Raw genomic sequence first — 13,550 nt, forward strand, 5'->3', positions numbered from 1 at the left:
ATGGGCGGCACCGGCGTCATCGACAATTTCCTGGGAGTCTTCACCAGCTACATCGACAGTGGCTTCGGTCTGCTTGGAGGTGAAGTCGCCTTCATCGCCACCACGCTGATCGTCATCGACGTGACGCTGGCGGCATTATTCTGGTCCTGGGGTGCAGATGACGACATCATCGCCCGGCTGGTCAAGAAAACGCTGTTCGTGGGCGTCTTCGCCTATCTGATCGGCAACTGGAACAATCTCGCGCAGATCATCTTCGACAGCTTTGCGGGTCTGGGCCTCAAGGGGTCGGGCACCGGCTTTTCCGCCGCCGATCTGCTGCGGCCCGGCAAGGTGGCGCAGACCGGCCTTGATGCCGGTCGCCCGCTGCTCGAATCCATCTCCGACATGATGGGCTACTGGTCGTTCTTCGAGAACTTCATCCAGATCGCCTGCCTGATGTTCGCCTGGGTGCTGGTGCTGCTCGCCTTCTTCATTCTCGCCGTGCAGCTCTTCGTCACGCTGATCGAGTTCAAGCTGACCACGCTGGCCGGTTTTGTGCTGATCCCCTTCGGCCTGTTCGGCAAGACCGCCTTCATGGCCGAGCGCGTTCTCGGCAATGTCGTGTCCTCCGGCATCAAGGTGCTGGTTCTGGCCGTCATCATCGGTATCGGCTCGACGCTGTTTTCACAGTTCACGGCAGGCTTCGGCGGCGTGACGCCGACCATCGACGATGCCATGGCAATCGTGCTGGCGGCCCTTTCCCTTCTCGGCCTCGGCATATTCGGTCCCGGCATCGCTTCCGGTCTCGTTTCCGGCGGCCCGCAGCTTGGCGCAGGTGCCGCCGTTGGAACCGGCCTTGCCGCAGGCGGCATGATGCTTGCCGGGGGTGCCGCCGCAGGGATGGCCGCGAAGGGAGGAGCCGCTGCGCTCTCTGGTGGAGCGGCTGCCGTTCGGGGTGGTGCCGCCGCCGCAGGTGCGGTGAGCGCCGCCTACAGTGTCGGTTCACTTGGCCAGTCCGGCGCTGCCGGTGTCGCCTCCGGTCTGGGCGGTGTTGCCCGTGCGGCAGGCTCCGCCGCCGCATCGCCCCTGAAGCGCGCGGCTTCCAAAGCCTCCGAAAGCATCAAGTCCAGCTTTTCTGATGGAGCGCGCGCCGGTTTCGGCGTCAGTGGCGGCTCTTCCACGGCTGGAACAGTCGGAGGTGCGGGCGAGGCAGCAAGCGCGGCGGCGTCACCCGCCGCACAGGCTGGCGGCTCTCCGGCATGGGCAAGGCAGATGCAGCGCAAACAGACACTCAGCCACGGCACGTCGATGGCCGCCCATGCCGTGCGCTCCGGCGACAGCCATGGCGGCGGCTCCTCCATCAATCTTTCTGAAAGTGACCGCTCATGAACATCTTCAAACGTCCATCTGCCCATTACGGCAAATCGCCCGAACCCGAGACGCCCTATCAGAAAGCTGCCCAGGCATGGGACGAACGTATCGGTTCGGCCCGCGTGCAGGCAAAGAACTGGCGCATCATGGCCTTCGGCTCGCTGATCCTCTCGGCTGGTTTCGCCGCCGCCCTTGTCTGGCAATCGGCGCGCGGGACGGTCGTGCCCTGGGTGGTGCAAGTCGATAATCTCGGCCAGTCGCAGGCCGTTGCGCCCGCCGTGGCTGACTATCGCCCGACCGATCCGCAGATTGCCTTCCATCTTGGCCGCTTCATCGAGCAGACGCGCTCGATCCCGTCTGACGCCATCATCGTGCGGCAGAACTGGCTGCGTGCCTATGAGTTCACCACGGATCGGGGTGCGGCAACTCTCAATGATTATGCCCGTGCCAATGACCCTTTCACCAAGGTCGGCAGGCAGCAAATTGCGGTCGAGGTGTCGTCGGTGATCCGCGCCTCGAATGACAGCTTCCGTGTCGCCTGGACGGAGCGCCATTACGAAAACGGCCAGCTCTCCACCACCGAACGCTGGACGGCGATCCTGACCATCGTGATCCAGACGCCGCGCGATGCTGAACGTCTGCGTGCCAATCCGCTCGGCATCTACGTCAATGCGATTTCATGGTCGCGGGAGATGAGCCAATGACCCGCAATATGGTCCGTGATTCCGGCTTGCCGGTTTTCCGTAAACCCGCTTTGGCGGCTTTGTTGCTGTCAGCGACCATGCTGGCCGGTTGCGCCACCAACCGCACCCCGCAGTTCAGCTATGATGCCGATGTACCCGCGTTGCCCGTGGTGCCGGCAGCCGTTACCGATGACCGCCCCCGGCCTTTGCACACGCCGCCGGCATGGACTGTGGCGCGCGGCGGGACCGTTGCAGCGACACCGACTGGCCGCGTCGAGAACGCCAATGCCGCCGCCCGTGTCGAACCACGGCGTGAGGGCTACTACAACGCCATCCAGATCTACCCCTGGTCGGAAGGGGCGCTGTTTCAGGTCTATGCCGCACCGGGGCAGATCACGACAATCGCGCTTGAACCCGGCGAAAGCCTGACCGGCGCGGGACCGATTGCAGCAGGCGACACCGCCCGATGGATCATTGGCGATACAGAAAGTGGATCGGGTACAAGCCGCCGCGTCCATATCCTCGTCAAACCGACCCGTGAGGATATTTCCACCAATCTTGTCATCAGCACGGATCGCCGCGTCTATCTCATTGAGCTTCGCGCCCGCGCGGCGCTCTATATGCCCGCTGTGGCCTGGGCCTATCCCGCGCTACCTGCCGGTCAGCGCGTGACCGTTCCGGCAGCCCCCATCATCCCTGTCGAGACGGCCCGCAACTATCGCTACGGACTGACTGGAGACACGCCACCGTGGCGCCCCATCTCCGTCTTCGACGACGGCCGCCGTGTCTATGTCGTCTTCCCGCGCGGCATTGTGCAGGGCGAGATGCCGCCGATCTTCGTCATAGGCTCCGAGGGCGAAACGCAGATCGTCAACAGCCGCATTCACCAGAACATCCTGATCGTGGATCGCCTGTTCGGTGCTGCCGAACTGCGCCTTGGCAGCGGTGATCGCCAGCAAACCGTCAGGATCGTCCGCGTTGAACAAAGGCAGGCAGCCCAGCCCGCAAAAACCGGGGAGAATCCGTCATGAGCGACGAGACCACCACCAACGCGCCTCCTATGCGCCTGCGCGCCGAGCCGCCGCGCGTCACCCGCCTGTCACGCAAGATGCTGGCTGGCGTTGGAGCTGTCGCGCTCCTCGGCATTGGCGGCGCACTGATCTATGCGCTCCAGACCCGCGACATGGGTGGAAATGGCGAGGAACTCTATTCCACCGAGAACCGCCCCACAGCCGACGGGCTGGCTGGTCTGCCGCGCGATTATACCGGCCCCGTCCTGGGTCCAGCTTTGCCGGGCGACCTCGGCGGCCCGATCCTCGACGCCCAGAACAGGGGGCAGCCCGTTACGCCGCCGGTTATGGCAGCACCAGCCCGAGACCCCGCCGAGGAACGTCGTCTTGCCGAAGAGGAAGCTGCACGTCTTAGCACCGTGTTCTTCCAGTCGGGGCAGCGATCAGCGACGACACTTGGCTCCAATATGCCGGGCCTTGCGGGTCTTGACCTTGGCGATCAGCCCGCCACGCAGGACCGCCATACGGCATTTCTGAATGGTCCGGTGGATCGCCAGACCGTTGCCATGGATCGGATCATGGTGCCAGTGTCGCCCTATATCCTTCAGGCAGGGGCCGTGATCCCGGCTGCAATGATTACCGGCATCCGTTCGGATCTGCCTGGCCAGATCACCGCGCAGGTCACGGAAAATGTCTATGATAGCCCGACCGGCGCGCTGCTCCTGATCCCGCAGGGAACGCGCATCATCGGCCAGTATGACGCCGGTGTGCAGTTCGGCCAGCGCCGTGTGCTGCTGGTCTGGAACCGCCTGATCCTGCCCAATGGCCGCTCGATCGTGCTGGAGCGCCAGCCCGGCGCGGACGCTTCCGGCTATGCCGGTCTGGAGGATGGCGTCGATTACCACTGGTGGGATCTGATGAAAGCAGCGGGCCTGTCCACGCTGCTCGGCATTGGCACGGAACTGGCGACCGACGACGAAGACCGTCTGATCCGCGCCATCCGCGACGGCGCACAGGACACCATCAATCAGGCCGGGCAGCAAATCGTCCAGCGTCAGTTGCAGGTCGCGCCGACCTTGACCGTCCGACCGGGCTATCCCGTCAGGGTCATCGTCACCCGCGACCTGGTACTCGAACCCTATAGGAACTGACCATGACAAAGCTGAAACTCGGCCCAGTCGTTGAAGACAAACCCGTCAAAGTGACGGTTGAACTGCCGGGCACGCTCCACCGTGATCTGATCGCCTATGCAGAGGTGCTGGCCCGCGAAAGTGGCCAGCCCGCTGCTGATCCCGTCCGGCTTATCGTGCCGATGCTGGAGCGTTTCATTGCCACGGACCGTGGCTTCGCGAAGGCTCGAAGGGGCAGAGGATAAGAAGATACGATAACGGCGACATTGAACGGTAACGTCATCAATGTTAGTGTGCGTTACCATGTTAGGAAAAGATCTCGATATAAGTGATTCGCAGTTTCTGGAAGCGCTGGAGCGCTATCTGGAAGAACTGCTTCATGCTCGCATCGTTGTTCGTGCATTCGAGGGTACGCGCAGCTTGCCGTCGTTTGTCGGGCGAGCTTACAGGCTTTATGAAACATATATTCTCGGGCACCACTGCATCATCGCTGCCAAGCTCGGAGATACAGGTACACCGGCAGATATCGCTAAGCACATCGACATCATCCGCAATGTCACCGACGCCACGGTGGTTTTCGCGACCATGAGCATTACCGCGCACAACAGGGCGCGGCTAATCGGTCAAGGTGTCCCCTTCATAGTTCCTGGCAACCAGCTTTACATCCCGGATTTGGCGATCGACCTACGCGAACATTTTCGTGCCCCACGCCGCCGGCAAGTGGCAGGACTATCGCCCGCTGCTCAAACGGTTCTTTTCCATCACATTCTGCATCTCGACAGGAATTTGGCAACGCCGTCCGCCTTAGCCGAACGGCTGCATTATTCGGCAATGTCAATCGGCCGAGCGTTCGATGACCTGGTGGCCGCCCGTCTCGCTGAAACCGTCAGACATGGGAAAGAGAGGCACATTAGCTTCAAGGCGGAAGGGCGACGCCTCCTGGAGGAAGCGACACCACATCTCCGCAGTCCGGTTCGTTCCATGAAATTCGTGCGTGGGAGCGCCTTCAGCGCACACCTGAAGTTGGCAGGGGAAACGGCGCTATCCCACCTCACGGAGCTGGCTAGCCCCCGTATCGACACTTTCGCCGTCGCCGCCAGCGACTGGAAAGCGATTTCGCAGGCGGCTGACCTTGTTGAAACTGACCGCGAAGAAGCCGACTGCATCATCGAGACGTGGTCCTACGATCCAGCCGCCTTGTCCGACACAAACACCGTGGACGTCCTGTCCTTGTACGCACAATTCCGGGATCATCGCGACGAGCGTGTCGCCATGGCTGCGGATCGACTTTTGGAGAAACTACCTTGGTAGCTGGCATTGATAAATTTCAGAAGTACTTCGCTGGCCATGAGGACCACTACGCCATCATCGGCGGGGCGGCCTGTGACCTCCTGTTCGATGAAGCCGGTCTCGATTTCAGGGCTACCAAGGATATCGACATGGTGCTCTGCGTTGAGGTGGTCGATGCCGCTTTCGGCACAGCCTTCAAAGCGTTTCTGGATGCGGGTGGCTACCAGGCACGCGAGCGCAGCACCGGCGACAAGGAATTCTACCGCTTCCACAAACCGTCGGATCAGAGCTTCCCCTTCATGATTGAGCTGTTTTCCCGCAGGCCGGGCACCCTCAACCTTCCGGAAAATGCGGAACTCACCCCCATCCCGGTTGAGGAAGACATCGTCAGCCTCTCGGCCATTCTGCTCGACGACGGATATTATGAAGCGTTGCAGTCCGCGAAGCGGAAGATCGAGGGCGTAACCGTCATCGATGAAACACTTCTCATCCCATTCAAGGCGCGGGCATTTCTCGATCTGTCCGCACGGGCCGAAGCCGGGGACAGGATCGACAGCAAAAACATCAAGAAGCACCGCAATGATGTACTTCGTCTGACCCAGCTTCTGCCTGGCGATGCCTCGATCACCTTGCCCGATCAAATTCGCGACGACATGCGACGCTTCCTTGATCTGGCAGCGGCGGACGACACTCTTGATCCAAAAGCGCTCAACGTGCCGTTTACCCGCGACGAGGCGATTGCCCTTCTCAGGTCTGTTTACAAGTTGGTCGATGCATGAGTCGAACCTTCATCTACAGCTTTACTCCGCCATCGCTGGACCCAGCCCCCGGGGCGACCATCACATTGGACGTCTCCGAGATCGAGGATGCCGGCATTCGCGAGGTGCTTCAAACGCCGGGCGCCGCTTACGGCGCATGGTCGATTCTCGATGCGCTGCTATCGCCTACCGGCATAGGCACGCCTTTCATCTTCAAGCAGCCGCTCGGGCAAGCTCGTGAAGTGAAGGTCGCGTTATCGGGTCTGTTCGGCAGATTCGTCGCCCGCGCCTATCTTGAACGCTACTTTGACCTCTCCATCTTTGCCCATCTCGGTAATCGTGTCGTCGATCTTGATCGACGCAAACGCGCCAAGATCGAGCGCCTCGCGCGAGGCGACCTACCCGACTGGATCGCGTGCAAATCCGATCTGACTTCGCTCACGATCGCAGAGGCCAAGGGCTGCCACGACCCAAGCGGAACAGCGAGGGCGCTTTCCCGCGCCTGGACACAAGCCGGACGGATCGACCTCACGGTCAAAGGCCGCAAGGTTACGGTGAAGAGGATCGCTATCGCCACGCGCTGGGGCGTGGCGAGTCCCAGCCCGGCCGACGCATATCTTTCCGTTCACGATCCGGTCGACATGGGCGAGGCCATCGACCCGCAAGACAAGGACGCCCCTTTCGTAGGCCTGCTTCGCTTGCATGTCGCCAGCATGATCGAACACCTCGGCCATGCAGAACTCGCCCAAGCGCTGCGTGATCTGACACGGCAGGCCCTCCCGCGTGCCTTGCAAAACACTTCGGCCCGAGCCCGCGCCACCTTGGACAATGCGGTGATTAGCGAAGTCGAGAAGGACGGCGATATCGGCGGCCTGGTTGGCGGGATCGTCACACGCGCGGGTCCGATCACCGATGCAAGCGCCAGCGCCGTCGATCAGGAGGCGTTGGCCCGGCTTAACCTTCGTCCGGTTTTCGTCGGCATCGATCGGGATCTGGTCCGCGCGGCAATCGATGGCGAAGCGGACACCATTCGCGGTCGTTTGGCCGCGAAGGCCAGTCCTGATGACTTTGCGCGCCGCGACGGCGCAGGCGGCTGGATCATTCCGCTTGGCGCGGAAAAACGCATTGTCGGCGGCGCATGACGGGGTGGCGACAATAGAACATCAGATGGCAGACCGCTGAAGACGGAGCCATGGGGGACCGAACGATGGATCAACAGAAGACTGACCTCTCGAACGAGGCTGCGGCGCTTGCAGACATACTGAAATGGTCAGTCGACCTGCCCGGCTGGCAGCGCGACGCCTTGCGTCGGCTGTGCGGCCAGACAAAGCTAGAACCTGCCGATGTCACGGCGCTCGTTGCGGTCTGCAAGGGCGGCACTCCCGCAGCTCCGCTGGATGCCACCCACATCCGTGACCCTGCCGCAAGCCATGCGGTCGTCAACCTCGGATCCTTGCATGGATTGTCGAATGTGAACGCGCTCGCGCCAGGCGAGCGGCTGTCCTTCGGCAAGACCGGCCTCACCGTGATCTATGGTGACAACGGTGCTGGCAAATCAGGATATGCCCGCGTCCTCAAGCAGCTTTGCCGGGCACGCTCACCGAAGGGTGATGCCATCCTTCCAAATATCTATGCCGGTGCAGGCGGCGTACCGACTGCCAGCATCGACTTTTTCATCGGCGGCCAGAAGCGAAACGCGACGTGGAATCAGGGCGGAGCAGTCGATCCTATGCTGTCCGCCGTCAGCGTCTTCGACTCCCGGACCGCCAATGTCCATGTCGAGAACACCAACGATCTCGCCTATACGCCCCTTCCTCTCCGCATTCTCGCCGGTCTCGCGCAGGCGTGCCAGGATGTGAAAGCCGAACTTTCGGCCGAAATCCATAAGCTGCAACAGCAAACGCCCGCCGTCCTCTCAAAACCCGAATGCAAGCCGGATACGGCGGTCGGCAAGATGATCGCCGGCTTGTCCGGAAAGACCAAACCCGACGCAATTGAGAAACTGGCTGGCCTGAACGCGCAGGAAGACGCGCGGCTTCAAACCCTCATTACCGATCTCGCTGGCGATCCAGCCCGGACCGTCCGTCAACTCCAGACTCAGGAAACCCGCATCAATGCAGTGATCGAACAGATCGGCAAGTTGACCACCGCCGCCTCTGAGCAGAACCGGACCGCGCTCCGTGAGGCTCATGGGCGTCTTGCAACTGCGCGAGCGGCGGCATTGGCTGCATCCGACGATCTTTTCGCCGCGGAACCTCTGCCGGACATTGGCTCGGATATCTGGAGAGCCCTCTGGGAAGCTGCTCGAACCTATTCACGCGAAGCGGCCTATCCAGAAAAGCCTTTCCCCGTGACAGGCCCGGATGCCCATTGCGTCCTGTGCCAACAGCCGCTCGGCGAGGAAGCCGTCAAACGACTGAGCAGCTTCGAAGCCTTCGTCCAAGACGAAAGCAAGCGCCGTGAAGAGGAAGCTGGCGTGGCTTATGACGATTTGCTGGAGGAGCTATCGTCGCAAAGTTTCCCCATGAAGGATCTGCCTTCATTCCTCGCGCTGATCCGCGACGATATCGGCCACGACGAGTTGGCTAAGATCCTTCGCCGCCAGATCGTCCAACTGTCCTGGCGGCTACGGGCGGTACTTCGAACCCACGCAAGCGAGGTTTTGCACACATTGCCGCCGGACGCGATCTCTGCGCCAGAGGAATTGCGTGATGTGCTGGTCGGGATTGCGACGCGGATCGAAGGCCTGGAATCGGAGGTAGGCTCTCCCCAACGTGCCTCCCTTATCATCGAGCGAGACGGCCTGGCCGACCGGAAATGGCTCGGCGTCGTGCAAGCCGACGTCCTTGCCCAAATTGAACGCTGCAAATCCATCGAGGCCCTGGAAAAGGCCAGTAAGGAAACGACCACAAACAAGATCACGACGCAGAGCGCCCGTATCGCGCAGGCTCTTGTCACCAATCGCCTGCGTGGCCGCTTCGCGATTGAAGTCGACAAGCTCGGCGTTGCCGGCCTCGCCATCGAGCTTCAACAGGCGAAGACCTCAGCGGGGGTGCCCTTCTTTCAGGTGCGTCTCATCAACAAGCCGAGCGAACCCGTCGGCAAGGTTTTGAGCGAAGGTGAGCATCGATGTGTAGCGCTCGCCGCTTTCCTCGCCGAGCTGTCGACCATCGACGCGCAGTCGGCGATCGTTTTCGACGATCCCGTGTCCTCTCTTGACCACCTGCACCGTGATAGGGTCGCCGCACGCTTGGCCGAAGCGGGCGAAACACGGCAGGTGATTGTGTTCACACACGACATGGCCTTCTTGCTTCTACTTGAGGAGGCCTGCCGGGCAACCAAGGACCGTGAAGCAACGCCGATCGCCTACCGGCTCATCAGTCGTGGCGCCGACAATTCCGGCTTCTGTCATCAAGACCCGCCAGCCAGCGTCATGCCGCTCGATAAAGTGATAGACGGAATGAAGGCACACCTTACGAATGTGAAAATCCACCACGAGCGCGGTGATCAGGCGAAATGGTTGCGGGAGGTGACATCCTTCCAAGACCAGCTTCGCACCTGTTGGGAACGGGCGGTAGAAGAGGTGGTCGGACCGGTGATCCGTCGCCTGTCACGCAAAGTCGATACGACCGGCTTGATCAAGCTTACCATCCTCACCGATACCGATTGCGCCACGATGCGTGAGGCCTTCGGCCGTTGCTCCGCGCTCCTTCATAGTCAGCCCGGCGAAATCAATCCCCGCCTGCCCTCAGCGGCGATGATCGAAAGCGAAATCAGCGCGCTAGCGAACTGGATCACTGACATTCGTACCCGCCAGGAGAGGGCCGCATGATGTCCATCAAACCGCTATTTCTAATGAATGTCGGTATCGGTAGTTGCGTGTCCCCGCAACCACTTCTTTCTAGGAAAATCAACGGGTTAAGCCAACGGCTTGACCCGTTTTTTATTGCCTGTCAGCCTTACACAGTCGTTACACACTTTTCGCGACTGGAGGCCGCCATGGTCAGCCACTCAATAAGAGGAGAAAAGGTTCAGGTCTACCGGCGCGAAAACAGCCGGTTTTGGCAGTGCTCGACCTTTCTCAATGGGAAAAACTATCGGAAAAGCACCAAGGAGGAGAGCCTTGCCAAGGCCAAGGAGGTGGCCGAGGACTGGTATCTCGAATTGCGCGGCAAAGCTCGGCTTGGTCTCATCAAGACAGAGAAAACCTTCCGGGAGGCATCCGCTCAATTCCTCCGGGAATACGAGGTCATAACCGAGGGCCAACGCAGCAAGAAGTGGGCGGAGGGCCATGCCATCCGCGTGCGCCTTCATCTCGATCCCTTCTTCGGCGATATGGGCCTGTCCGAGATCACGGCGGGCACGGTGCAGGAATATCGCATGCACCGGATCGTGACCGCCAAGGCTGGAAAGCCTGGGAAGAATGGGGAACCTGCCAAGCCCGGCAAAGCCCCGTCGCGCAGCACGCTCCATGATGAGGTCGTGACTCTCCGCCAAGTCTTGAAAACCGCCATCCGTCATAAATGGCTGGATCATCTCCCCGACCTTTCCCCGCCATACAAGACGCAAGGCAAGATTACGCACCGGCCATGGTTCAGCCCGGAGGAATATAAGCAGCTTTACGAGGCTGCACGGGCCTATGCGAAGGAGCCGTTCCACGAACACTATAAGTGGAACGCCGAGCAGGTCTACGATTTCATCCTGTTCATGGCGAATACGGGCCTGCGCCCGGACGAGGCTTTCAATCTTCAGCACCGCGACGTGGCGATTGTGGAAGACGATGCGACCGGCGAGGAAATCCTTGAGATCGAGGTGCGCGGCAAGCGCGGCGTCGGCCACTGCAAGAGCATGCCCGGCGCGGTGCGGGTCTACCGCCGTCTGCTGGCGCGGCCCAAGCCGGTGCGGGGAGAATCGCGCCGGGAAGGGCAGCGCCGCCGGAAGGAAGGGGGCGAGGCCCCGCCGCCGCCGGTGCCGGCGTTGCCGAAGCCGACCGACCTCCTGTTTCCCGGCAACCATATCAGGCTCTTCAACAATCTTCTCGACCGGACGAGCCTCAAATTCGACCGTGACGGCAAGCCGCGTACGGCCTACAGCCTCCGTCACACCTATATCTGCATGCGCCTCATGGAAGGGGCGGATATCTACCAAGTTGCGAAAAACTGCCGCACCAGCGTTGAAATGATCGAAAAACACTATGCGATCCATTTGAAGAACACGCTCGATGCCTCGGCGATCAATGTTCTCAAGACTAAGATGAAACTCAAACGGAAGAAGAAACCTGAAAGAAATGGTGACGATCCGGAGCCGTGATCGGATGTCTTCCGAACCGCCCGGCGGTTCGGGGCGCGCCCCTTGCGGGCAGCGCCTTGGGGGCTTGGCCCCCTTTCTCCGGCCTTGGGCCGTTTTTGTGTCGGTGATCTGCGTTATACCCCCGCCAAGAGTGGAGAGAGTCCGCGCATGCCTTGTCGAGCATGCGCGGCGGCGGGGGAGCCTACCGGCGCTGACGGCGCGGTGTCGCCCGGTAGCAGACCCGGAGCGTGAAGCTCGGGATGATGTGCAGCAGCCAGTGCAGTTCGAGGATAATCGTCAGTATCCGCATGTTTCTCTCCATGTTTCCGACCGCGCCCGTCGCGGCCTTCATGCGGGGGGTCTTTGCGACGGCGGTAGGCGGCTGCACCCTGTAGGGCCGGAACGGAGAGGAGGAGCGCGACAGCGCTTGCGGCCATGAGCCGATGGACGGCGCGATACAGGAACGCCAGAAGGACGCGAGGGGCGTGGGGCGGATGGAGATCGGAAATATGTCAGGCTGACGGGACAAAATCGAACTACGGTGCTGTCAGATAAATATCCGATCAAATATGGTGAAGGGAGCTTCCCGATAACTCGATAGTCCTAATTCAAACAAGATCATGCCCTGTCAATTTCATGCCGCGCCGCCGACCATGATGGGGCGTATTCGAGAGCGGCAGCAGAGAATTCCTGACGCAATGCCGGGTGCAGGCTGCTATGATTCTGCTCATAGTCAACCTTGTTCGAAGTTATAAAAACTTTATTGCGACGAAAACCGCTAGCCGTAAGCTCTGCCGCAATCCGCAGATAAGTCTCAGTTATGAGGCAATCCTTTACAGACTGCTTGCCGCGCGTTGCTGGCGGAGCCGCCATTTGGACACGGCGGACAGCCTTCACATATTCGCCATCGCTGTCTTCGACCATCAGACCCGTGCGCATGATTCTATCGGCAACATTTCTTCCGTGGCCAGGAAAGCCAAAAGCTGTAAGATCGATTGTCGCCGGAATATCTGTCGCTGTCGGAAAGGCGCGCATCCGAGTGAGAATGCCGCCGATCTTCTCGGTGAGTTTCTGAAGTTCTTTTGCAGCCTCCTCTTCGACCTTATCTACATGCTCAGTAAATTCATCGCTCGTTTGCTGATTGACGATCAATACAAGTTGTTGCGGCTGCGCTTCGGCGCGGACGAGCAAGGTATGCGCCGCGTCGATGTCGTGATGCCGGATGCTGTCCCGAATCGGGGAGCGCAGGAGATCCAAGACGGCGCATGTGTCGAGAAACAGCACCGGCGCGTCGGCGGCCAAGATACGCGCCACAGCGTCGTGGCAGAAAACGGGCGGCATCAGGTCTGGTCGTATTCGTTGAGAATGTCGCGCGCGAATTGGTATTCGCTACCGAGCTTCGCTGCGCGGTCTGCGGGCCATTCGAGTTCTTCGACCAGCCATCTCGCCAGGGAGTCAGCATCGAGCGACGAACCTTCCCTGTGGGCCTGAGCGATGAAAGCTGCCCAGCGCTTGAAGTCCAGCGGATGCGACGAGCCGGTGGACATGTTGGCAAGGGCCGAGAACTTCCTGAGAAGTTCGGCAGCCTCGGGCGAAACCCAATCGGTTATCACTGCTCTTCCAGAAGTGACATTCAGAGAAAATGCGCTGTCTACGGATATGAAAGGCCGCAATATATCGGAAAATTGGTCCAGTATATTATTGTATTGATCGAAGCTCAATTCGCCGGATTGGCGTGGAACGATGTTCGGAATGGACAGTTTTCCCGACTCCTTCAATACGAAGACCCCGCTGGGAGGCAAACCATCCTGATCCAGGGCGAAGGCAAATCCCGTGGCATCTTCACCAAAACCCGCAAGCCGCTTCTCAGCGTCAAGGTCTCGTCGCCATCCTGCCGGTAGATTCTTCGATATAACATCGATCAGAGCTATCAGCTTATCGTCGGGGCCAAATACCTCTAGGTCTTTAAATTTCTTCATATTAGCCCTGCCTTAAATATTAATAGTGACCATATCCTTGGCTCTTTGCCCCCTACAAAGC

At 60.4% G+C, this 13,550-nt stretch carries 13 protein-coding genes; 10 read left to right on the forward strand and 3 right to left on the reverse strand.

Translation table 11 applies throughout. The features are described 5' to 3' along the window. The 10 genes from trbL to M2352_RS17360 all read left to right on the forward strand — a co-directional run bounded on the left by trbL (position 1) and on the right by M2352_RS17360 (position 11,531). A complete protein-coding gene (gene trbL, locus M2352_RS17315; RefSeq protein ID WP_013368414.1) occupies positions 1-1,368 on the forward strand; it encodes a P-type conjugative transfer protein TrbL in 1,368 nt (455 codons plus the stop codon). After that, positions 1,365-2,054 carry a conjugal transfer protein TrbF gene (gene trbF, locus M2352_RS17320; RefSeq protein ID WP_237831576.1) on the forward strand — a complete coding sequence of 230 codons (690 nt, stop codon included), beginning with the start codon at positions 1,365-1,367 and terminating at the stop codon, positions 2,052-2,054. The genes trbL and trbF overlap by 4 nt, the downstream gene beginning before the upstream one ends. Then, positions 2,051-3,064 carry a P-type conjugative transfer protein TrbG gene (gene trbG, locus M2352_RS17325; RefSeq protein ID WP_257539469.1) on the forward strand — a complete coding sequence of 338 codons (1,014 nt, stop codon included), beginning with the start codon at positions 2,051-2,053 and terminating at the stop codon, positions 3,062-3,064. The genes trbF and trbG overlap by 4 nt, the downstream gene beginning before the upstream one ends. After that, complete coding sequence (locus tag M2352_RS17330) at positions 3,061-4,194, forward strand: TrbI/VirB10 family protein (protein ID WP_108130983.1); 1,134 nt, start codon at positions 3,061-3,063, stop codon at positions 4,192-4,194. The genes trbG and M2352_RS17330 overlap by 4 nt, the downstream gene beginning before the upstream one ends. 2 nt (positions 4,195-4,196) lie before the next feature. Next, complete coding sequence (locus tag M2352_RS17335) at positions 4,197-4,418, forward strand: DUF2274 domain-containing protein (RefSeq protein WP_108130984.1); 222 nt, start codon at positions 4,197-4,199, stop codon at positions 4,416-4,418. Between the two features lie 58 nt (positions 4,419-4,476). Then, entirely contained in the window at positions 4,477-5,484 is a 1,008-nt protein-coding gene (locus tag M2352_RS17340; protein WP_145693913.1) for a MarR family transcriptional regulator, read from the forward strand. After that, positions 5,478-6,242, forward strand: coding sequence for a hypothetical protein (locus tag M2352_RS17345; protein WP_108130986.1), 765 nt, complete (start codon positions 5,478-5,480; stop codon positions 6,240-6,242). Before M2352_RS17340 ends, M2352_RS17345 begins: the two co-directional genes overlap by 7 nt. Continuing rightward, positions 6,239-7,363, forward strand: a complete 1,125-nt coding sequence (locus M2352_RS17350) for a hypothetical protein (protein WP_108130987.1) — start codon at positions 6,239-6,241, stop codon at positions 7,361-7,363. The genes M2352_RS17345 and M2352_RS17350 overlap by 4 nt, the downstream gene beginning before the upstream one ends. A 65-nt stretch (positions 7,364-7,428) precedes the next feature. Further along, complete coding sequence (locus M2352_RS17355) at positions 7,429-10,053, forward strand: AAA family ATPase (protein WP_257539470.1); 2,625 nt, start codon at positions 7,429-7,431, stop codon at positions 10,051-10,053. Beyond that, positions 10,050-11,531, forward strand: a complete 1,482-nt coding sequence (locus M2352_RS17360; protein WP_264665761.1) for a tyrosine-type recombinase/integrase — start codon at positions 10,050-10,052, stop codon at positions 11,529-11,531. Before M2352_RS17355 ends, M2352_RS17360 begins: the two co-directional genes overlap by 4 nt. Before the next feature lie 181 nt (positions 11,532-11,712). On the opposite strand, the gene M2352_RS17365 is transcribed toward M2352_RS17360, so the two are convergent. The 3 genes from M2352_RS17365 to M2352_RS17375 form a co-directional block, all read right to left on the reverse strand. After that, positions 11,713-11,862, reverse strand: coding sequence for a hypothetical protein (locus M2352_RS17365; protein WP_264665762.1), 150 nt, complete (start codon positions 11,860-11,862; stop codon positions 11,713-11,715). Between the two features lie 266 nt (positions 11,863-12,128). Next, positions 12,129-12,851: a PIN domain-containing protein gene (locus M2352_RS17370; protein WP_264665763.1), complete on the reverse strand. Its 723-nt coding sequence runs from the start codon at positions 12,849-12,851 to the stop codon at positions 12,129-12,131. Continuing rightward, positions 12,851-13,489 carry a hypothetical protein gene (locus M2352_RS17375; protein WP_264665764.1) on the reverse strand — a complete coding sequence of 213 codons (639 nt, stop codon included), beginning with the start codon at positions 13,487-13,489 and terminating at the stop codon, positions 12,851-12,853. The genes M2352_RS17370 and M2352_RS17375 overlap by 1 nt, the downstream gene beginning before the upstream one ends. Between the last annotated feature and the right edge of the window lie 61 nt (positions 13,490-13,550).

The sequence above is a fragment of the Azospirillum fermentarium genome (genome assembly GCF_025961205.1).
Classification (GTDB): Bacteria; Pseudomonadota; Alphaproteobacteria; order Azospirillales; family Azospirillaceae; genus Azospirillum; species Azospirillum fermentarium.